The following is a 21,018-nucleotide window of genomic DNA, read 5'->3' as shown; positions in this document are numbered from 1 at the left end:
ATGCTATTTCGTACCTTTGTCCAACAATTACTAACGCGGCTCCGGTTTATCCCTAGACCAGATTTTGCTGCCCAAATCGTGCCCACCCATCCGACCCCTGAAGAAGTCAAGCCAGGAATGATACTAGTGGTTGGTGACGCTAAGTATCAGAAGTGGGCATGTTTTCGATGCCCTGGAGGTTGCGGTGAGAATATCTTACTGCCGCTGAATAAAGCTCAACGTCCTCGCTGGGCGATTTCTACAGATTGGCTTGGACGACCCACCATTCATCCTTCAGTCAGGCAACTCAACGAGTGCCACTGCCATTTCTGGGTTCGGCAAGGATGCGTTGACTGGTGCCCCGATGATTGAGTTTGTACTGTCTTGGGTGAGGAATAACCATTTCTGAATTAAGTGGGTTTCTAGAGGAGGTGGTCAGGTCAGATCAGATAATTTAAGTTCGGGGGCTAAAAACATTGGAGGGTTACTATGAAATCTGTTTAAAAATGACAAATTTTTAGTTGTTTAGTGGTAGCTGAAACCAATATGACAGAAGCTTTAGCGCATGAATGGGATTGGTGGTTTGAGCCGTGGAAAGGTTTGATTATCTGTGGTAGTTGTGAGGGATTTATGCATTTTCATAGTCCTTGCCTTATTTGTGGTCAGGACTATCGCAATACTCCAAATCAAAAAATTACTATTGATGGGCAAGTGGTCGAGGTAGCCGCATCATTTCGAGGCGCTATTGGCTACTCAGATTACACTCTGCTTAGATTGATGTATCAAGAGTGGCAACGTCCCCTAGCTATGGAAGATTGCTTTCCAGGGATGCCTATTGAAAAAAGACCGTCACTTCGCCTCATGATAGTTATCCTCTTCTGGACTTTGTTTGAGAGCCTGATGGATCGATTTTTTGAAGCTGCTACTTACCACTTGCCCAAACCTATTTCTGAAGACATACTTAACCGCTATTCGTCTATTGGAAGCCGCTTTGATCGCTTGTATAAAATACTATTTAGTACAACGATGGCTAGTGATTTGAGGCAATTGGGTTATGGTGATCTGATGACGCACCTTACCGAGATACAGAAAAAGAGAAATGCTTTTATTCATGGCGAACCAGAGGCAATTAATGATGATCTCGTCAGAGTAACACTTGAACGTTTGCCTGAAGTTCAGAGAGCCTGGATTGGGTTATACAACTTGAGGTGTACGAGACCAACTGTTAAAGGCTGAATTAGCGATTGCAGGCTTTTTAGAGAGCGTCTATGTGGCGATGATGACGATTCAAGCTGTCGCATTTTCAGTGAATGATTGAGTTTGTCCCGCTTGTATGGGCATTCCGGCAATGGTACCTGGTAGATGTCACCTATGCTTAGAAAAGACTGTTTCTCCTTAGACGTATTTAATAATCGAGTAGTAGATACGATCGCTACATGTGGAAATGAGTGAGGCAATCGTAAATACAAACAGTGACGCTCTCAGATTTTAATTGCCTGGTAAAAGAATATTTTCTGCTATGGCGATCGCTCGATTTCTTGGGTTTACTAGAACAGAAGCCCAAAAAATGTGTTGCAGATGCCCTTCGAGATCATTCATAAGCCTACCTTCACCAACCAACTCCTCGCTATCCCCAAAGAGCGAGTCATCCAGGTATTGGAGAAAATCGAGGTTTTGCGGGATGACCCCAAGCCCCACGGTAAGCTGAAGAAAAAGCTGCACGGCTATAAAGGCGATATTTACCGCCTGCGGTCTGGAGATTTCCGCATCATTTATACCTACGGTGATGGTTGGGTTGCCCTGCTTGGAGTTGATGCCCGTAAGGATATCTATAAGGGCGACAAACTGATAGCGGAAGAAACTGAGGTCGATGTCGCTGCCTTTGCCAATCTTGAAAATCTGTTAGCCCCTGAAAAGGTGCTGCCACCTGAATCTAAAATGTCTCAAGTGGAAACCCTTTTACCCGTTGGGCTAACCGAGGAATTACTCGATCGCCTGCTCATTCCCAAAACCTGTTTTCCTACCCTCCTTGCTTGTCGTACCTTTGATGACTTGTTAGAAGCCGATGTGCCAGGGGCAGTGCGCGATCGCCTGTTTGACTGCATCACCGCCCCCAACTTCGATCAAGTCCTTAACCAACCTAGCTTCGTCACCGGCAGTCCTGATGAGCTACTCCGCTTTAAGGAAGGGGATCTCCTGGGTTTTCTCCTCAAACTTAATCCTGAACAAGAAAGATTTGTTACCTGGGCAATGAATGCAACGGGACCAACCCTCCTCAAAGGAGGTCCAGGTACAGGGAAAAGTACCGTTGCACTCTATCGCACCCGTGAAATTCTCAAACAGCTTCAAGCCAGTGGCGTTAGCCAACCCCGGGTTCTCTTCACCACTTACACCAATGCCCTGGTTACCTTTTCAGAGCAACTGCTGCACCAACTCCTGGGTGAGGATGCCCGTTTTGTAGAGGTCAAAACGGCTGATGCACTGATGTCCTCCATCAGCCATGCCACTGAGCAATTTCAGATCGCTCAAACTAACGAACTAAGCAAGCTATTGCGACAAGCCATTCCTCAAGCGATCGCCGCTCTAGAAGGCAATGTTCTACAACAACAGGCACAGCGGCTCATCCTGCAACGGCTCCAACCAGAGTATTTGCTCGAGGAATTGACAGATGTGATTGATGCACGGGGCATCGAAACGCTGGCAGATTATCAAGAGACTACCCGTACTGGTCGCAACATCTCTCTCAACAAATCTCAGCGACAGGCAATTTGGACACTGCGGCTTCATTTCAATCAGTTACTGAAAGATCAGGGAATAGCAACCTGGGCACAGATGCGGCTTTATGCCCTTGATCGCCTTCACACGATGCCAGATCCGCCTGTCTATGACGCGGTTGTGGTGGATGAAGCCCAAGATCTCAGTCCCGTTGTGCTGCGCTTTTTGGTAGGGCTTTGCCGCGAATCGAATCGGCTGTTCATCACCGCTGATGCCAATCAATCAATCTACGGCAACAGCTTCCGGTGGTCTGAGGTGCATCACTCCCTCAAATTTGTTGGACGCACAGGCATTTTGAGGATGAATCATCGCACCACTCAAGAAGTCGGGGAAGCCGCTCAATCCTACTTGCAGGAAGGCATTCTGGACGAAGACAACATTGAACGGCTGTATATCCATACAGGTCCCTTACCAGTAGTCCGCGCTGTTGCCGATCGCCCTTCCGAAGGTTCTCTATTGGCTCAGTTTTGTCGCACTGCCGCTCGCGAGTTTCGCCTGGGGATAGGAGCCTGCGCTATACTAACGCCGACTGAAAAATCTGGCAAGAATATAGTAGGACAGCTTAACTACTTGGGAGTTGAGGCGACGTTTATGACCAGTCGAGAACTAAACTTGAACTGTAAGGGCATTAAAGTGTTGCCGCTCAAGGCTGCGAAAGGGTTGGAGTTTCCGATCGTGGCGATCGCAGGTTTTCTAGACTCTCCCTTTTCGGCAGTAACCAAGAAACTATTAGACGAGGAAATTGCAGAGATGCTGGCTCGTGAACGTCGCACCCTGTTTGTGGGTATGACCAGAGCCATGCGCGCTCTGATGGTTCTCGTTCCGGCTCATCAGCCAGGCAGCCTCCTGCAAGACTTTGATCCTCAGTTTTGGAATTTAGGTAACGCATGAACAGCCTTCGACTGCCTGCTATTCTCCCTGGTGATCTGGATCTTGCGGCTGTTAACCAGCAGCTCCGCGATCGCACAGTCCAACTGGATTGGAGTGCGGTTGTATCTGTTTCAGAGTCAGTCTTGGCGACGCTTCTAAACGGGCTGGATCTGTCGAACGATGCGGATGTCCTGGGTGTTGATGGCTCAATGGCGGATTCTGTCATGGCAGAAATTAGCCGTTTCTTTTCACAACAAGCTGTTACAAAGCCCAAAAAATCTCGCCAGAAATCATCTGCTAATCCCTCAAAGATTACTCCTCAAATCTGGCAACAAGACAGTTTGTTTAAAGCCGAATTGGTTCCTTCCGAGGGGAAAGCTTCCGATGGTCAGGGCACTTTATTAAAACTCCAATATATAAAAGACGAAGAAAAGGTTGCTGAGGAATCTTCAAAAGTAGTTGAACAAACGGTTGAGCTAACAGAAAATAACAGTTCATCTGATGCAAATGCAACGAAGTCGCTCCTATCAAAAAGAATTCCATTTGCTTACGACATTCGGGCTGAACTAGAGGATGCCATTCTCAAGGATTTACGGGGACCAGTCCAGGGTGAGGAGGAAGAAGTAGAGGAGGACAGTGTTCAGGATCGGTATTTGGTTGGCTTGTTGGCTCCTCAGTATCGCCAAGCAACAATCTTAGGTGAGCAGCCTGAAGAGGAAGACGAATTGGCGATCGCCGACAAGGGCAACCAGGAGGAGGGAGCCACTGAAACAACTGCAACTTCTACCCCGACGATGTTTCCTTCTTCACTTGGCATGACTTTCTGCGTCAGCGGTGAAGCCAAAGCGATTGAAATCACAGCAGAATGGGGCAACTACCGCCGAGAAGCCAGTCAATTTCCAAAGGAAGACGGCAATGCCAAGCTCGTCTGGAAACGTTACCCAATGGGAGGCAGTACCGTATTGCCTTTAGATGGCGAAGCGTGCCGCTGGGTTGTGATGGGCGAAGCAGGTCCCGATGTCTATGTTCAGGGGCGATCGCGACAACAGGATAACGGAGACTGGATTATTACGCTATTTCTCGTGAATGGACAGCACGAACCCAAGCAACGTCGGGACGAAGCATGGTTATTTCAACCGGAGTTAAGCGTCCGGGCACCTGACCGCTCACCTATCTTTATTCGTAATCCATTGCCGGCGACTGTTCAAAATATTGACCCAGTGATCCGGGCTGAAGCGCAGGCAATGGCAATGCTTTACCGTAAGCAAGTTGAATTTGCTGTTGGGCATGGCGTTAGCGTTCAAGCAGAACTGGCTGCTCATACAACCGAAAAGGCAGTTTGTCTCTCAACGAGTGTGGTTCCAGTTTATGAAGTACCGAAGACAACCCCTCCAACCGCAGAGGAGATTCCAGAACTTGCAGGGTTAGTCCTGGATATGAAAGAGCTATCAGAAACCCCGATCGGTAGCCTTTCTGTCAAACTAATAGCCTTGATCAATGCCTATAAAGCCTGGATTGACCAGCAAGAAACCCGGATCTCAGATCCGGCATCTGGGTTACTGACTTATCAAGATCCGGCTGCGACTGTCATCCACAATTGCCGGATTGCCCTCAAGCGGATTCAGGAAGGCGTGTCCCTGCTTCAGACCGATGTTCAAGCAGCCGAGGCTTTCCGGTTTATGAACAGGGCAATGTGGCAACAGCGGGTTCACTCCCTTTATTCAGAGCAGAAACGTCAAGGGAACGAGACGACTCTGGAAACAATCGACCAGTATGAGAACCGTCGTTGGTATCCATTTCAGCTTGCCTTCATCCTGCTGAACTTGCCCAGTATGACTGATCTGCATCATCCAGATCGAACGCATCCGACTGATGCGATCGCTGACTTGCTCTGGTTTCCAACTGGCGGTGGAAAAACTGAAGCTTATCTGGGGCTGACAGCCTATACGATTGGGCTACGACGGTTACAGGGGGCGATCGCAGGTCGAAGTGGTGAGTTTGGTGTCGCCGTTTTAATGCGTTATACGCTGCGACTACTAACCCTTCAGCAGTTTCAGCGAGCCACTGCTTTGATTTGTGCCTGTGAGTCAATCCGTCGCGATGATGAGGATCAATGGGGTAAAGAACCTTTTCGGATCGGGCTTTGGGTTGGGGAACGCAGCACCCCAAACTATACAGCTCAGAGCGAGGAGTTTGTTAAACAAATTCGGGGACAGCACCAGCAGTACCGGGGCGGTTCTCCCCATCAGCTCACAAACTGCCCCTGGTGTGGGACTCGGATTGAACCCGGTAAGCACATTCAGGTAACTTCAGTAGAAAAAGGGGATGGGCGTACTCTCATTTTTTGTGGTGATTCACTGGGTCGCTGCCTTTTCTCAAAAGGTGAAGGGCTTCCTGTGGTGGTGGTTGACGAGGAGATTTATCGTCGCCTACCCACACTTTTGATTGCCACCGTCGATAAATTTGCCCAAATGCCCTGGAAAGGAGAAGTTCAAATGCTATTTGGGCAGGTGAATGGGCTATGTGAACGGCATGGATTCCGTTCTCCTGATTTAGATGATAAGGATTCCCACAAAAAGACCAGCACGCTACCTGCGGCTAAAACCCGATCGCATCCATTGCTACGTCCCCCAGATCTGATCATCCAGGACGAGCTTCACCTGATTAGTGGTCCTCTGGGAACCCTGGTCGGACTGTATGAAACGGCGGTTGATCAGCTTGCCTCGTGGACAGTGAATGGAAAGTTAGTCCGTCCCAAAGTGGTTGCCTCAACTGCCACGATTCGACAGGCGAATGCTCAAGTTCACAATTTGTTTCTCCGCAAAGTGCAAGTCTTTCCCCCACAGGGACTAGACATTGAAGACAACTTTTTCTCCCGCCAACGGCAACCTAGCGAAGAGTATCCTGGCCGTCGTTATCTAGGTATTTGTGCCCCTGGTCGCAGAATTAAGGCCGCATTAATTCGAGTTTATGTTGCCTCTCTATCGGCCTCTCAGTATCTCTATGAAACCAAAGGCTATGGTACAAAAGCTGACCCCTGGATGACCCTCGTTGGCTACTTTAACTCCCTACGAGAATTAGGCGGAACTCGGCGCTTAGTAGATGATGATATTCGGTCTCGGCTTGCCAAGATGGATCGGCGGGGATTAGCCAAACGAACCCGGTTGCTGATGGATGAGTTGACCTCCCGTAAAGATTCAACTGAAATTCCAGACATTTTGGATTGGATGGAAACGACATTTGATCCAGAGCAAGAAGCAGAAAACCGTACCAGACGAAAGAACAACCAGAAAGTAGACAAACGTGATCCGTTAGATGTCATTTTGGCAACCAATATGATTTCCGTTGGAGTGGATGTGAAACGGTTAGGCTTGATGGTTGTCTGTGGGCAGCCCAAAAATACGGCTGAGTACATCCAGGCAACCTCGCGAGTCGGCAGAACGTATCCTGGTTTAGTCATTACTGTTTATAACTGGGCACGTCCCAGAGACTTGTCACACTATGAGCGGTTTGCTCATTACCATGCAACGTTTTACCAACACGTTGAAGCTTTATCAGTCACTCCCTTTTCCTCGGGTGCTCTGTACCGGGGACTCAGTGCTTTACTCGTTTCTTTGATCCGGTTATCGGGTCAAGACTTTAATCCCAACCATCATGCAGGAAGAATTCAATCGAACCATCCGTTTTTAAAGGCTGCGATCGACGCGATCGTACAGCGAGCTGGATTAGTAGCCAATACCAAAGTTGCAGATTACGTTCAGCAAGAACTGAAATCAAAGCTCGATGTCTGGTTGAGCAGTGCTCAAAATACCCCAGGTGGCGGCACACTTAAATACAAGGTTGCTTCAAAGGATGGTACGTCGATCGACCTTCTGAAGCCTGCCGGAAAAGGGGATTGGCAAGAGTTCACCTGTCTCAACTCCCTCAGAAACGTGGAGCCAACCATCGGACTCATTCTCACCGATAGCGTCCCTGATGAAGACTTTAGCCGTCTACCTCAACCCATGTCTGTTGACCCATCTGAACTATGACCCAGGCAAACTATAAGTACCGTGTTGGGGAACTTCGCCCCAGTCAAATTCTCTTCTCCTATGGGGTTGGGGCAGTGGTTGACCTCCCAAATCTCTCTGTCATGGTGCTGGGATTGGAGGATTGGGCTGACCGCTATGGCATTGAGGTTGCCGAGGAACGGCTTCTGACAGCCGTGCGCCGAGAGTTAGGCAAGCAGGTCAAGCAATTAAAATCTCCTCCGATGTCTTTGCAGGAGGATTCTGGTGGCTTTAACCCCTTTGATGAAGCCGCTCGGATTGGCATTCCCGTAGCGCCCTTTCCAGCCTGGATGGTTTGTCCCTACTGTCGTTTTCTAGCTCCCTTGCAGGGGGGATATTTTGAACTCAAGTCCAATCCCTACCGTCCTCAAGAAAGCCATTACATCCACAAAAATTGCCGTAAACCAGGGAAACCTCCCAAAGTGATACCCGCTCGGTTCCTGGTTGCCTGCGAACACGGACACTTAGATGACTTTCCCTGGCTGTACTTCGTCCATCGCGGTAATACGAACTGCCGGGGACCTTTGCGACTGGAAGAATATGGAGTTTCGGGAACGGCGGCTGATATTGTGGTCAAGTGCGAAGGTGAGGGCTGTGGTGCGTCACCCCGTCGATTATCCGATGCCTTTGGAGAGCAAGGTAAAAAAACAATGCCTCGCTGTCGGGGACGACATCCCCATCTCCGTAGCTTTGACGATTTCTGCGACCAACAAATGCGAGGGATTTTGCTCGGTGCTTCCAATAGCTGGTTCGGCATTAGCTTGTCTGCGCTCTCGATTCCGACTGCGTCTAATAAACTGAGTGAGTTGGTGGGTGAATACTGGACCCGGCTGAGTAAGGCAACTAGCGGCGACGTGCTCAAAATTCTACTGGATGCATTTCAAGCGGTCGGTGAACTTCAAGAATTCGCCAAATACTCAATTGATGATATTTGGCAAGAAATCCAAAGGCGGCAAGCAGGAAGCTCAGAGAGTGACATAACTCATGACTTAAGGACTCCGGAGTGGGAAGTTTTCTCCACGGCAGACTCCAGCAAAAACACGAAAGATTTTCAGCTTCGTCCAGTTCCACCGCCTCAAGGCTTTGAAAAATGGTTTACTCAAGTTGTTTTAGTGGAACGCCTCCGGGAGGTTCAATCCTTGATCGGCTTCACCCGGATTCAGTCTCCCGGTGATTTTGAAGACGCTGGAGAAATCCCAGAGGAATATCGAGTCAGGCTGAGCCGGAGTGCTCCCCAGTGGGTTCCAACGACCGAAGTGAAAGGAGAGGGAATTTTCTTGCAGTTTGATGAACCGTCACTGGAGCAGTGGGAGCAGCAAGCTGCCGTCAGCAAACACCAAAGCCAGACATGGGAGGCACATAAACGTTGGTGTCAAAACAGAGGACTTGATCCACTGAAGATTAGATTTCCTGGCATTCGCTATATGCTGATTCACTCCTTCTCCCATGCCTTGATGCGGCAACTGGCGATCGAGTGTGGTTACAATGCAGCCAGTTTGCGTGAAAGGCTCTATTCCAAGCCAGTCAGTGACGAAGATGGACCACAAGCAGGGCTGTTGATTTATACCGCTGCCCCAGATAGTGAAGGAACTTTGGGGGGATTAGTCAGTTTGGGAGAACCTGCAATTTTGGGACACCACATTGCCCAAGCGTTAGAGCAAACACGCCTATGCGCCTCTGATCCTCTCTGTGCAGAACATGATCCACTTCAAGGCAATGCCTGTCTACATTGGGCAGCCTGCCATGCTTGTCTATTCAGTCCTGAAACTTCATGCGAAAGAGGGAATAAATTCTTAGACCGATCGCTGCTTGTCCCAACGTTACATCGTCAACAGTTGGCATTCTTTCAATAATGGAGAGCCACCCCGTGAACTCAAAATTACTCAGTTCAATTCACCGGGTTGCGAAAGAACTACCACCGCTTGCATTGAATTCTCTGGCAGACTTTCTGGAAGAATCCGCAGGGTCTTACAGTGAAGCATTGAAAGCCAGGGTACTGAGCCAGTTGCCAAACGTCAATTTTCGGCGAGCTGTTCTTGAGCTTTTGGAGAACTGGCATCAGGCATCAACAAACTTAGATAGCCAGTCTATTGCCTTGGCGTTACGCTCAGCTGCCTATGCGATCGCCTCGGCCCACTCTGCGCTTTCCGCCGAAATTGTCTGGACAGGTCCTGATGTCTCCAATATTCCTGTTCGGAAAACAGAGCAGGTGCTCAAACAGTTGATTCAAGCAGCCCAACGAGAACTAACGATTGTCAGTTTTGCGGTCTACAAAGTACCCGATATTGCAGAAGCATTGATTGTCGCACTGGATCGAGGAGTACACTTGCGGATTATTGCCGAAACTCCAGAAGTTGGGGAGGGTAAGGTTCCTTTTGGAGTTGTAGCAGGACTGGGAGCAGAAGTCGCCCAGCGATCTGAGGTGTTTATTTGGGAGAAGTCTAAACGCCCTCAAGGCAAAGACGGCAAACACGGTTCACTTCACATGAAGTGCGCGATCGCAGACGGCAATGATTTGTTTATTTCCAGTGCCAATTTAACTGGGTATGCTTTAACTCTGAATATGGAAATGGGATTACTTATCCATAGTCAATCTCTAGCCAGTTGTGTTAGTAACCATATTAATCAACTCATTCATCAAAACGTTTTTTCATTACTCAGGTAAATGGTGTAAATAGATGAATGACGTTCCTACATTCAACTGGACTGATACCGCTATACTCCTTTGGTAGCACCAGTAATCCAGAGAGTTTGCCTATTATAAAATTCACCCTGCTGTTCTAAAGGGTATCCTCCTAATAGCAAACCGAGCCATAACTCGACGATCGGCATTTTTAAAGCTTGTTGTAAATCAGGTAGACGAATGTTTGAGCCGAAACACTGAAGATATTGGGCGATCGCCTTCGACCACTCCTCTACATTTTCTCCATGTGCTAGATCCCGAATCTGCTCCGCCATCTGAGCTTCATTAAGTGCTTGATCTGCTGCCACTTGATCGACCCAATTCAACAACGCATTCTTATCGACTTCCCCGACGACTGAACCCTCTTCCTGAATGGATGATTTCTGCTTGCGGTTAGCAGGGTACTGAATTGGCTCTGGTTCTTCAAACAGATCCGATACATCCAGCGTTAAAGATTGGACGAACAGATCGACACAGTCCTCTAGATTTACCACCGGTTCAGCCGGGTTATGCCGACGCTCCCACCCGGAAATCAAGAGATTTGCTCGTGCGGCATGAACCTCTGAGAGCTGTACCAACACATCCCCTGCGACAGTCAACTGTTCTGCCAGAGACTGGTCAGATAGGGTTTGCTCTAGCGCGTCACAGAGCGATCGCAGATCCGCCGTCTCTGGAAACCGAGAGGCTTTCTCCAGGGACTGCCAGAGATCAAGCTCTAACTGCTGCACTTCCATTACAGCCTAACCTCTGGATAGAGTGGGCAGGGTCGAATCGGGCAGTTATGGGGATGGAGTTCAACCGAGGAACGAAAGCGTTCTACCTTGATTCCACTATGCTGCGAAAACACATCGAGAATCCGAACCAGCAAGGTTTTGACATGCAATTCGGTCAGCCCCAAACAGTGAACGGGTTCAACTTTAGCAACCCGATCGTTTCCCATCCAGAGTTCTGCGCCCAGGGCATGCAGCGGCGAATCCTTGGTTATGCGATACCAGTGAACAACCGCAGCAGGAACGGCTGGAGCCAGTATCTCTAAGGTTGCCACCCTTACCGAAGTAGAAACGTCCGGTTCTGATAGCGCTTGTTCCGTTTGCTGTCCGCGTCGTCGCTGTTTGCGGACATGGTTCCGGACTCCCCGGTGGCGATAGTAGGAACGGCGGTTATGGCAAACATTCGGATTCCAGCATCCGTCCCCATCCGATCCATGACGCTGTTGGGCTTCCTGGGAGTCAAGCTTAGAGCAAAGCCGACATTTTTCCTGATCGGGACGTGCCATCACGCACCTCTGAGGGGGGCAAGTAATTCATCGACCCACTGCTGATCAGCCTCCGATAGCTTGGGCGGTGGTACAGGCTGACGATAGTCGATGCGTTCGTTGTACCCCGCCCGATCGCACACACCCTGCACAATAGCTTGTAAGTCTACCAACGGTTCCTCATCTTCGGGTCTTAGCGGCAGCGGCACACTGGGAATGGGTTCACGCAAGTCAAAGTCATACAGGTCAGCTTGAGGACGTTGTGAACGACGACTCACAATGAGGCGATAATCACTCGGCTGCACCTCTCCGATCATTGTCATCGGGATGCCAGCCCGGATTAGATCAATTTCAACTAGATTGGAGAGACTGCCCAGAATTCGCCTGCGCTTGTTTTCATAAGCCGTTCTGCCTTTTCCTTTCTGCTTGTTTTTGGGTGACAGCACCTCAATCACTGTAATGACCGTATCTGTGCCGACTTCGCGAACTTCTAAATAGCGCTCTTTAATGGTCGTTGGCTGGGGCAAGAAAATGGAGCGAGGTCGCTTCTGAGTTAACGTTACACCCGATTCAACTCGCAACGGCTCCAATTGATCGATTGACCGAGCCGCTAAGACAGCAGCATCTGGAATACCCACCAGGATTTCTTCTGGCTCTTCTTGATCCTGGTAGGTGCGAGTTTCCACCTCAATGTAATAGTTGGGGCGCAGTTGGGGCGCTACCGTATCGGCGATCGCCACCATCAGTCGGGTGTGAAACGACGACCAGAAGGCTGGCTGTTCCAAATAGGGATTCATGCCAGGGAAGGGCGACGGCATCCGTGAGACTCCCACAGTGCAAGGATTTTCATTTAGTATACCCTAACCGCTGTGAACCTAGTCGTAGTTTAGTCGTACAAAAGATATTGTACAGATATTTTACTTGAAATGCTTTAAACTCAAGGTGGCAACCTCTGTTGTGTGGCGATTGGCATGTTTTCTGATTCAGAAGGGCTACCCCCCATCCGGCTGGTTTCTGCTCAGACTTCAGTTCCACCCCGGTCAACCGAACCCACGGATCTGCGTTGGTTGCGAGTAGAAGAATATTTCCAGGCGCGATCGCTGGCTGATAACACGCAAAAAGCCTATCGACGGGAATTGAAGCGGTTTTTAGCTTGGACCGATCGAGCCTGGTCAGATCTCACGCCTCGCCAGATTGCCCAGTTCAAAGCGTATTTGCAGGGGCAAAACCTTTCTCCCAACTCTATTAATCGAGCCTTGACGGCTCTAATGAGTTTCTTTGATTGGTTTCGAGCGGCTTATCCGGAGCAAATTGCCCATGATCCCACTACAGCAGTAGAGATGGAGCGGGTGCCTTTGCCCCCAGCCAGGGATTTATCAGAAATCGAGATAGCGGCGCTGTACCTGGCATTGGAGGAACGAGGGGAGACGGAGGTGCGCGATCGGGCATTACTAGCCGTACTAGGTCATGGTTTGCGCGCGGAAGAGGTCGTGAATTTGAACGTTGCAGATTATGATGGCGTGCGGCTAGCCATCCGTGAAGCCAAGGATGACAGTACGGGCACGGTGCCGGTGAGCCGCCAAGCGCGAGAAAAGTTGAACACGTATTTAGTCCAGCGTCGTTCTGAGGAAGGGGATTTGCTACCGGATGCTCCCTTGTTTCTGTCATGTGGGCGGAATCGGAGCGGCAATCGATTGGGGTATCAAGGTCTCTACTATGTAGTTAAGTCTTTGGGTAAAATTGCAGCAGAGCAGGCTCAATTGGCATTAGAGCGGCGGCAAAGAATTGAGCAAGGAGAGCTAGAACCTGATCCTCAGGACAGATGGGGACAGTTTAGTGAGGTAGAACTCAAACAAATCCTGACTTTACTGAATGTTCATCCTCACCAGTTACGCCACACGTTTGCTACTGGCTTGCTCTTACGGGGGGTTGAAAGCCTTCATGCTCGGACACTGACCCGTCATAAATCAGAAGCCAGCTTCAAGCGATATGCCAAGCGAGCACTCGGTGCAGCGGCTGAACGGGCTTTTTATCAATCTATTGGGGAAGAGCCTCCCCAAAACAGTGAGTTGAAATGAGACGAATTTCAAAGATGGATGCTCAATTAAGCTGGTCTTGATACATACTATTTATCAGGCATATTTGGTCTGACTAATCCCGAAGAGGTTTTTTGGCCACTGTTCTCAGTCCTGCGTACAGGTTCCTAGTGAATCTGGTTTCGCTTAAAGTTTTGTTGCTATTTTTGATGATCCCCATGTTAAGGGACGTTTCAGGATTGTTCAAAAGTGTGTTTTGCAGTTGAACCACAACGTTGTGGTTCAAAAATTGACTTACTCTAATACTTGGAAAAAATTGAATGAGTCGGATTATTGCTTTGTTTAATCAGGCTGGTGGGGTTGGCAAGACCTCTCTTGTCAATCAACTTGGATACATGATTGCTTGTTGTAAGCGGTTAGATGTGAAGACTAAGAAACGGAGTAAGAAGAAGGGAGATTACTACCAAGTTCTTGTGGTGGATATGGACCCTCAGGCTTCCCTCACAATATTTATGGGTCTTGATCCTTACGAATTAGACAAAACGATATACCACGCGATTCTGCACGACGAGCCGTTACCCATTCACAAGGGAATTTATGCTCAGACTCAAAAAGAAGATGGTACACCGGGCGTTGATTTAGTTCCTGCTAACTTGGGGCTTGCTTTAGCAGAGCGTGAATTGATGTCAGCCATGATGAGTGACTTTCGCTTGAGAGAGGCACTATTGCCCGTTCAAGAGCATTATGATTTCATTTTGATCGACTGCCCTCCGAGTTTAGGTAACTTGGCTTATATTTCGTTAGTTGCAGCAACTCATGTGTTGGTACCAATTCAGTCCCAATACAAAGCGTTTAATGGGGTGCAACAGTTATTTGACACCATTAAACTGGTGCGGGCGCGTCCAAACCGAGATCTTGCGATCGCCGGATTTATACCAACCATGTATGATCAGCGAAATTCTCATGATGAGCGGACATTGGCAGCGATCCAAGAACAGCTTTCAGCAGTTGCGACAGTTTACCCCCCGATCGCACGATCTACAATTTTTGCAGATGCTTCAGAAGAGCATCTGCCCTTAGCACTTTATGATAGAAAACACCCTGCGCTTAAAACGATGAATCAGATTATTGAAGGGCTGGAGCTTCTATGACACAATCCAAAGCTTCTAAAAAAGATAAACCCTACGGGGGAAGTATTGATTTAACTAGGCTATTCGGTTCCAGTACTGAAGAATTGGCTCAGCCGGAGCCTAGTGAGACCAAGAATTTTTTGCCGCTTGCTCAGATTCATCGCAAACCTGAGCAGGTCAGACGCTATTTTGATCCTTCGAAAATGGAGCAGCTTACTGCTTCTGTTCGAGAGTACGGTATTTTAGAGAACTTACTGGTTCGTCCCATGCCAGGGAAACCTGGAGAATATGAATTGGTCGCGGGAGAACGTCGTTATAGAGCGGCTCAGGGAGCAGGTCTAACAGAGGTTCCTGCAACTATTCTTGAGTTAAATGATCAGCAAGCACTTCAAATCACGCTGGTCGAGAACTTGCAACGGGAGGATTTAAACCCAGTTGAGGAAACAGAAGGGATCTTACAGCTACTAGCAATTCGATTGGAGTTGTCTGTCCAGGAAGTAGTGTCTCTCCTATATCGAATGCAGAATGAGTCAACTCGAAATTTGAACCACAACGTTGTGGTTCAGGAAGAAGAGGTTGTAGAAGAAGTATTTAATGCCCTTGGAAGAATGAGTTGGCAGTCGTTTGTAAAACATCGCTTGCCCTTACGAAATTTGCCTGAAGAAGTGCTTGAGGCACTCCAACAAGGAAAAATTGAGTATACGAAGGCGCAAACCATAGGACGGGTTAAGGATGAAGGGCAGCGACAAGAGCTACTTCAAGCAGCGATCGCCCAAGACCTTTCGATTAGGGATATTCGTGACCGTATTAAACAGCTTTCGCAATCACAGAACACTGCTTCTCAGCCTCCCGACTACCTAAAGCGTTTCAATGCTGTAAGCCGTCAGCTCAAAAAGACATCTGCATGGGAGGATCAGGAGAAACGCGATCGCCTAGAAGCGTTATTGAAAGAGATAGAGGATTTAGTTCAGTAAGGTTTGAGCTTTTACTTACGAAGTAGATCGAATTGAACTATAAAGCAACTTCCTTTACCGACTTCAGATTCAACTTTGATAGTTCCGTGATGGGCTTCCACAATTTGATGAGATAGATAAAGCCCTAGCCCGTTCCCTCGACGCTGATGATTTCCCTGCCTGTATCGCTCAAATAGAAACTTTTGTTCTTCCGGGGGGATACCAATTCCTGTATCTTCTACCTCCAGGACAATGGAGTTATTCTCTGGGGAATCACGAGTCAAATGCTGTAAGCGAAGCTCTACCAATCCGGTATCGGTATAACGGATGGCATTACCAATCAAATTAGTCAGTAGGCGGCGAAGTTCCAGGCGATCGCCCCTAACCCACAAAGGTGTTTTGTCAGTGCCTCCTACTAAGGTTAGGTTCAACGCCAAGCCTTTAGTCATAGCCAGAGGAGTTAGTTCTCTAACAACGTTTTGGCTTAACTCCCAGAGATCAACCTTATGAAAGTGAAGATCTTTGCACCCTCCTTCATACTGATAAATTTCCAGAAGAGTATCTACCATCTCTAGCAAAGTTTGGTTGCTTTGAACAACCTGCTCTAAAGAACCCCGCATCTCCGGCAATGTTTTACCAAAAGTACCTCGACGTAGTAAATGCAGCATATGATCTGCTGCAATGAGCGGGGTTCGTAGATCGTGAGTCAGGCTAGCGATGAAGTCTTCATGCTGTTGATTAATCCTGATTTGTTCATCGATACTGTGTTTCAGTTTTAACATCGACTGGATTCTGGCAAATAGCTCTCCCTTTTTCACCGTAGGGCGGATGACATCATTTGCACCCAAGGCTAAGCCCTTAACCACACTGGCATGGTTATGATCGGCCACCAACACGATTGGAAAAAAGGGCAATTCAGCATTCCGTCGAATTCGTCGGGTTACTTCATAACCGTCTATATCAGCAGTGGCTGTATCCAGCAATAATAAGTCAGGTGGAGACTGTTCAAGCTGAATCAGTGCGTCTATTCCGCTATGGGCACTGTCTACCTGATACCCCCGTTTCCTGAGCAGCGATCGCATGGAACGAAAGATATTAGGGAGGGCATTCACCAGCAGAATGCGTTTTGCTCCAGATGAAGCAACCCTGATGGTTGGGTTTAAAGGTTTTGAGAGCATATTTTTTATCCAATGCTTTATTTGTCGGTTCTCTAGGAGATTTACGGCAAACTGGCGATGCCCCTGTGCTTCGTAACCTGCTCTAAGCCTGCTTGGTACAGCCTTCCTTAGCCTTCATCTCAGGGAATAAAAAGTACTAGAAAAGAAGCAAAATTCTGGAGAGGGAACAGCGATGTAAAGAAATCAGTCTAGCGAATTTATCAAAAATTTGCGTTTAGACAAAGACTTGTTGTATCCAGGGATTCGCATCTATCAGTCTTTAGGAGTAGTCAGGATGAGGTGAATGATGCGAATTGCAATTGTCGAGGATCACAGCCTGACCCGAACTGGCATCCGCAGTTCCCTGAATGAGCAGCAGGATATTTCGGTAGTGGGAGAAGCTGAAACAGGGGTCGCAGGGCTGAAGCTGCTTCAGAAAACCAAACCGGATCTGGCGATCGTGGATATCGGCTTGCCAGATATCGATGGGATAGAAGTTGTGCAACGGTTTCGGAATGCTCTCCCTCCAGAGTCAGATGTTTCAACCCGATTTATCATGTTGACATCCTACACTCAGGAAAGAATGGTGCTAGCGGCTTTTGCAGCAGGGGCAGACTCTTACTGTGTCAAAAACACCAAGTTTGAATTGCTACTGGAAGCCATCCGCACGACCTTCGAGGGACAGTCTTGGATTGATCCAGCGATCGCCCGTATTGTTCTCAAGCATGCTCGGCAAGCTGCGTCGCTATCATCGGTTGCTAGTGAGCCTCAAACAGTTACCATCAATGCTCTCGATTCGGAGCAAGCCACGATTCTGGAGGCTGATCCTCTGACGAATAAAGAGCTGGAAGTGTTGGAACTGGTGGTTCAGGGCTATACCAATAATCAGATTGCTGGGCAACTTTATATGAGTCTTGGCACAGTCAAAGTACATATCCGTAGTATCCTCAGCAAATTATGTGCCAGTGATCGCACTCAGGCAGCCGTACTGGCAATGCGAGCAGGACTGATCGAGTAGAAATTCCGGCACAGTGAAAAACTATGCAGTGCGCGGTGATTAATTTGAAGATTGATGGATTGCTTGAATGACACTGGTTTGGGTAGTGTAGAGCGATCTCCCACTGCCGCTCTCTAGATCAAAGTAGGTGGCGAACCGTCGCAGCTTCCCGGTGGTCAATTGCAACAGATAATCGAAGGTTTCAGCCGCAACCCGCTGATTAATGCTGAGGGATTGGCTATTCAGTAAAGCAAGCTGTTCGCAGGAGAGGCTGTTATCCTCTATTTCCTCTGGTTGCGGAATCAGCAGGTCGGGTTGTTGGATGGTAGCGGCAGGGAGCCGAAAGCATCCCAATGCGTCAAACCGATAATCATCGGGTTGGGTAGAAAGGTGAGAGCCTAAGAGAACTTGTCCACTGCGTCGGGAATTGCCACAATCCAGATACCAGGTACGAGGAGTGAATTGGTGGTTGTTATTCTCTAATATTTGAGTGATCGATTGTCTGGCTCTGGCGTTATCGACACAGCCAGTGACCAAGGCAAGGGTATTGTAGGCGGGAACAACCCAGGCTGGATCGAAGGGTTGGGCAATTGCACCGATTTCCATTTTCCAGGCGATCGCATAGCGAAGTGCCAATGTTTTGGCTTTGTTCAACCCGATTTCTGCATCACAGAAACATTGGCGTAACACATTAGCTTCTTCAATGTGGTCTGGGTCAACAAAGTAGAGTTTGACCTTCTTCCCTTTACTAGACAGAACTCTACCTAACCGAACAATGGATGGAGCGAGCCAGGAGCCTGTTCCACCACATCCTACCAACCAGAGTTCAATCTCGGTGTAATTGATGGTCAAGACAGGAGAGGCGTTGGCTAGATCGAGATTTAGCTCCATAGGTTCTCCAGCACAGGGGTAGGGGGCAAATCTGTACTGTAAAACTGGCATCCAGACAGTACAGAAACGTCAGTCATAAAGAAATCTGACTCAATATCAAACACGGTTTTTGCAGGAACATTCCAGCAGTGCTGAAACAGCCCGACTCGCATCTGAATCTCTGGTTTGGTTGTATTCACCCGACCCAGGACTCCATAGATCCGGAAGCCTGTTTCGTCTGCATTGTCGGTGCTAGAAAAGAATGCAGGCATGGAAGCATGGGAGTGAATCTCTACGACAGCCTGATGATGAGAGGTATGACTCCCCGATTCTGTAGGCTGACAACTGGTTGTGCTTTGAGTTTGTTCTGGAACCCGTAAATTCCATCTGTCTTCCTGATTATGGAAGTGAAATAGTATTTCGACATTGGATTCAGTGCAAGCATTACAGCTCGATCGCCATACTTCCAGCAAAAGTTCTTTGGGGATACGGGGTGAGATAGTGAAATGAGGAGTCAGGTGAGGTAGCCCTTTAATTCGCTGATCGCTCAGACAAATGGGCATGAGAACCTGGATGCCAGGACGGATCGCACTGACAAAAATGCCGTTGCCAGCTAGGAGGTAGGTGAGAGCGCTGCCTGAGCTAGGGAGCGAATCAGCCGCAGTTGCATAGCCAATCAGCGGGTTAGTGGTTTTGTTCATCTAAAATTTCCTGCACCAGTGTATCGACACTTTTTTTGTTGCCGATAGGCATCAGATCAGAAACTGGATAGGTGGAACGCTTGTTTAGTTGATGTAGTTTCAAGAGCTGTTGGCGTACATCTGATCGATGAGATTTCGATTTACCTGTAGACAGATGATTTGTAAATAGGCTGAAAATGAAAAGGTTCCAGGCTGGCTCAATGCCTTGAGGTCTGGCATCAGGTGGTTCATTGACACCCCAGCAAACCTGCCCTGAATTGTAGACATTGGGTAGTGGAGTATGAAAGGCAAATGCTTTGGGGTCAAATGTCTTGCCTTTAATTGCCCAAACCCAGTATTTTTTCTCCATACCCATAAAGAGCATTGCAGGTAGAAGAATTTTTAGGGTTCCGACCTCATCACAGTTGAGGAGATGCGTAGCGGGAGGGATGAACTTGACCAGGTAAGTGCCCCTGCTCCCTGTGCCATAGCGCACGATGTTAGGTTGCATCCAGCCGGTGTCAATGGGTTCAAAACTAAAGGCAGTCCGGAGTGCAGTTGGAGAGACACATTTGTAAATGTCAGCGGCTGGCAGATCTTTATCCCGTCTATGAAAGATGTAATAGCCATCCAGAAAGAGTAATTCTGCCTGGATTGCAAAAGACTTTCTGGGTGGGTCAGCAAGAACAGATCGGATGATATCACTGGAGATAATAGTGCTGGGTGAGTTCTCAGTCAGGCTCGTTTCAAGGCGCGTGTCCATAGCTGTAGCAGCAGTTGTGCATGAGTGTTTAAGTCAGCCTCTAACCATTCGATCAGGCAATACGCAGCATCCAAAATGCGGCTTGCTTGCTTCCATTTCCGGTGCACGAGGTTGATAGACGATTTAGACCAGGGTAGAGAGGAGGCGTACAGCCCATAGTTCATCTCATCAGGAGATTCATCTAGCCAAATGTTTTTGGTTTCGTGATCTAGCAATTTCAGTGCCAGAGGCAGGAATTGTAAGGGAGTCGTGAGTTCACAGCAAAGCCGCCGCAATCGTTTGTTGTCGATTTTGTCGGGAGCGTGAATGTCTTTGTAATAAATTTGATGAGCCTCGAATTCACTGTCAAACCATTCGCTACCTTCCAACTCCACATCGTCTAACCAATAGCGACCTTCTTTACTAAATGGGATAAGCAACTTCCATCCGATCCGTAAGTTCTCGATTCCTTCTTCAATTTGCCAGTCCACACCCATTGATGTGATAGGGATAGCCTGTAGTCGCTCTTCATGAGCGCTTTCTACTGCCCAAAATGACATTGGGAATAGGTGGGTATAGACCAGCGTAATGAACTCCAATTCCCTTGGGCTATGGCGATTTTCCAGGGAGACGGCTTTAGTATGGCTGGCATCAATGGGTAGATAAAGAGAGGTTTGGCTAGTTGCCCATTCAAGAGGGAAAAAGTGTTGGTAAAGTGCCAGCAATTGATAAAGGTTGAGTTGGGCTTCCAAATAGTCAAGAGCTTTGGAGGAATTGATTATGAACTGGCACTGGCGAAGGCTATAGATGGCTTCCGCTGTGCTGTTGGGGACAAGATTCAT

Annotated in this window: 18 protein-coding genes; 10 read left to right on the top strand and 8 right to left on the bottom strand. The window is 48.3% G+C overall.

What is annotated here, in order from left to right:
* From IQ268_RS32235 to drmC, 6 genes are all read left to right on the top strand, one after another.
* Window positions 1–351, top strand: a complete 351-nt coding sequence (locus tag IQ268_RS32235) for a DUF6527 family protein (RefSeq protein ID WP_228035303.1) — start codon at window positions 1–3, stop codon at window positions 349–351.
* A gap of 174 nt (window positions 352–525) precedes the next feature.
* Window positions 526–1,215 carry a hypothetical protein gene (locus IQ268_RS12495; protein ID WP_193879012.1) on the top strand — a complete coding sequence of 230 codons (690 nt, stop codon included), beginning with the start codon at window positions 526–528 and terminating at the stop codon, window positions 1,213–1,215.
* Window positions 1,216–1,557: 342 nt separating this feature from the next.
* Window positions 1,558–3,645, top strand: a complete 2,088-nt coding sequence (locus IQ268_RS12490) for a UvrD-helicase domain-containing protein (protein ID WP_193879010.1) — start codon at window positions 1,558–1,560, stop codon at window positions 3,643–3,645.
* Window positions 3,642–7,655 carry a DISARM system helicase DrmA gene (drmA, locus tag IQ268_RS12485; protein WP_193879007.1) on the top strand — a complete coding sequence of 1,338 codons (4,014 nt, stop codon included), beginning with the start codon at window positions 3,642–3,644 and terminating at the stop codon, window positions 7,653–7,655. The genes IQ268_RS12490 and drmA overlap by 4 nt, the downstream gene beginning before the upstream one ends.
* Window positions 7,652–9,526 carry a DUF1998 domain-containing protein gene (drmB, locus tag IQ268_RS12480; protein ID WP_193879004.1) on the top strand — a complete coding sequence of 625 codons (1,875 nt, stop codon included), beginning with the start codon at window positions 7,652–7,654 and terminating at the stop codon, window positions 9,524–9,526. Before drmA ends, drmB begins: the two co-directional genes overlap by 4 nt.
* 14 nt (window positions 9,527–9,540) lie before the next feature.
* Entirely contained in the window at window positions 9,541–10,338 is a 798-nt protein-coding gene (gene drmC / locus IQ268_RS12475; RefSeq protein ID WP_193879001.1) for a DISARM system phospholipase D-like protein DrmC, read from the top strand.
* A 50-nt stretch (window positions 10,339–10,388) separates the two neighbouring features.
* Here the strand turns inward: drmC and IQ268_RS12470 are convergent, their stop codons facing one another.
* Genes IQ268_RS12470 through IQ268_RS12460 form a run of 3 tightly spaced genes read right to left on the bottom strand, consistent with a single transcriptional unit; the run spans window position 10,389 to window position 12,429 of the window.
* The gene (locus IQ268_RS12470; RefSeq protein ID WP_193878998.1) at window positions 10,389–11,090 is read right to left on the bottom strand and encodes a hypothetical protein; all 702 of its coding nucleotides are present in this window, start codon (window positions 11,088–11,090) and stop codon (window positions 10,389–10,391) included.
* Window positions 11,090–11,632: a hypothetical protein gene (locus IQ268_RS12465; RefSeq protein ID WP_193878995.1), complete on the bottom strand. Its 543-nt coding sequence runs from the start codon at window positions 11,630–11,632 to the stop codon at window positions 11,090–11,092. The genes IQ268_RS12470 and IQ268_RS12465 overlap by 1 nt, the downstream gene beginning before the upstream one ends.
* A complete protein-coding gene (locus IQ268_RS12460) occupies window positions 11,632–12,429 on the bottom strand; it encodes a DUF4058 family protein (RefSeq protein ID WP_193878992.1) in 798 nt (265 codons plus the stop codon). Before IQ268_RS12460 ends, IQ268_RS12465 begins: the two co-directional genes overlap by 1 nt.
* A gap of 153 nt (window positions 12,430–12,582) precedes the next feature.
* On the opposite strand from IQ268_RS12460, the gene IQ268_RS12455 reads away from it, so the two are divergent.
* The 3 genes from IQ268_RS12455 (at window position 12,583) to IQ268_RS12445 (ending at window position 15,751) form a co-directional block, all read left to right on the top strand.
* The gene (locus tag IQ268_RS12455; protein ID WP_193878989.1) at window positions 12,583–13,689 is read left to right on the top strand and encodes a phage integrase N-terminal SAM-like domain-containing protein; all 1,107 of its coding nucleotides are present in this window, start codon (window positions 12,583–12,585) and stop codon (window positions 13,687–13,689) included.
* A 278-nt stretch (window positions 13,690–13,967) separates the two neighbouring features.
* Complete coding sequence (locus tag IQ268_RS12450; RefSeq protein WP_193878987.1) at window positions 13,968–14,798, top strand: ParA family protein; 831 nt, start codon at window positions 13,968–13,970, stop codon at window positions 14,796–14,798.
* Window positions 14,795–15,751 carry a ParB/RepB/Spo0J family partition protein gene (locus IQ268_RS12445; protein WP_193878985.1) on the top strand — a complete coding sequence of 319 codons (957 nt, stop codon included), beginning with the start codon at window positions 14,795–14,797 and terminating at the stop codon, window positions 15,749–15,751. The genes IQ268_RS12450 and IQ268_RS12445 overlap by 4 nt, the downstream gene beginning before the upstream one ends.
* A gap of 11 nt (window positions 15,752–15,762) precedes the next feature.
* Here IQ268_RS12445 and IQ268_RS12440 read toward each other — a convergent pair whose 3' ends face one another.
* Window positions 15,763–16,908 (bottom strand): hybrid sensor histidine kinase/response regulator, encoded by a 1,146-nt coding sequence (locus tag IQ268_RS12440; protein ID WP_193878982.1) that lies wholly within the window; start codon window positions 16,906–16,908, stop codon window positions 15,763–15,765.
* Between the two features lie 283 nt (window positions 16,909–17,191).
* Here IQ268_RS12440 and IQ268_RS12435 point away from each other — a divergent pair, with 283 nt between their 5' ends.
* A complete protein-coding gene (locus IQ268_RS12435; RefSeq protein ID WP_193878979.1) occupies window positions 17,192–17,905 on the top strand; it encodes a response regulator transcription factor in 714 nt (237 codons plus the stop codon).
* Window positions 17,906–17,944: 39 nt separating this feature from the next.
* On the opposite strand, the gene IQ268_RS12430 is transcribed toward IQ268_RS12435, so the two are convergent.
* The 4 genes from IQ268_RS12430 to IQ268_RS12415 are packed head-to-tail and all read right to left on the bottom strand — an operon-like array spanning window position 17,945 to window position 21,018.
* Entirely contained in the window at window positions 17,945–18,775 is an 831-nt protein-coding gene (locus tag IQ268_RS12430; protein ID WP_193878976.1) for a ThiF family adenylyltransferase, read from the bottom strand.
* On the bottom strand, window positions 18,766–19,455 hold the full coding sequence (locus IQ268_RS12425; protein WP_193878972.1) for a Mov34/MPN/PAD-1 family protein: 690 nt from the start codon (window positions 19,453–19,455) through the stop codon (window positions 18,766–18,768). The genes IQ268_RS12430 and IQ268_RS12425 overlap by 10 nt, the downstream gene beginning before the upstream one ends.
* Window positions 19,439–20,197, bottom strand: coding sequence for a hypothetical protein (locus IQ268_RS12420; protein ID WP_193878969.1), 759 nt, complete (start codon window positions 20,195–20,197; stop codon window positions 19,439–19,441). Before IQ268_RS12420 ends, IQ268_RS12425 begins: the two co-directional genes overlap by 17 nt.
* Window positions 20,170–21,018: a hypothetical protein gene (locus IQ268_RS12415; RefSeq protein ID WP_193878967.1), complete on the bottom strand. Its 849-nt coding sequence runs from the start codon at window positions 21,016–21,018 to the stop codon at window positions 20,170–20,172. The genes IQ268_RS12420 and IQ268_RS12415 overlap by 28 nt, the downstream gene beginning before the upstream one ends.

This window comes from Oculatella sp. LEGE 06141, from assembly GCF_015207605.1.
Taxonomy (GTDB): domain Bacteria; phylum Cyanobacteriota; class Cyanobacteriia; order Elainellales; family Elainellaceae; genus Oculatella.
The sequence above is the reverse complement of the archived record's forward strand: the minus strand, read 5'-3'. Positions and strand labels throughout refer to the sequence as shown.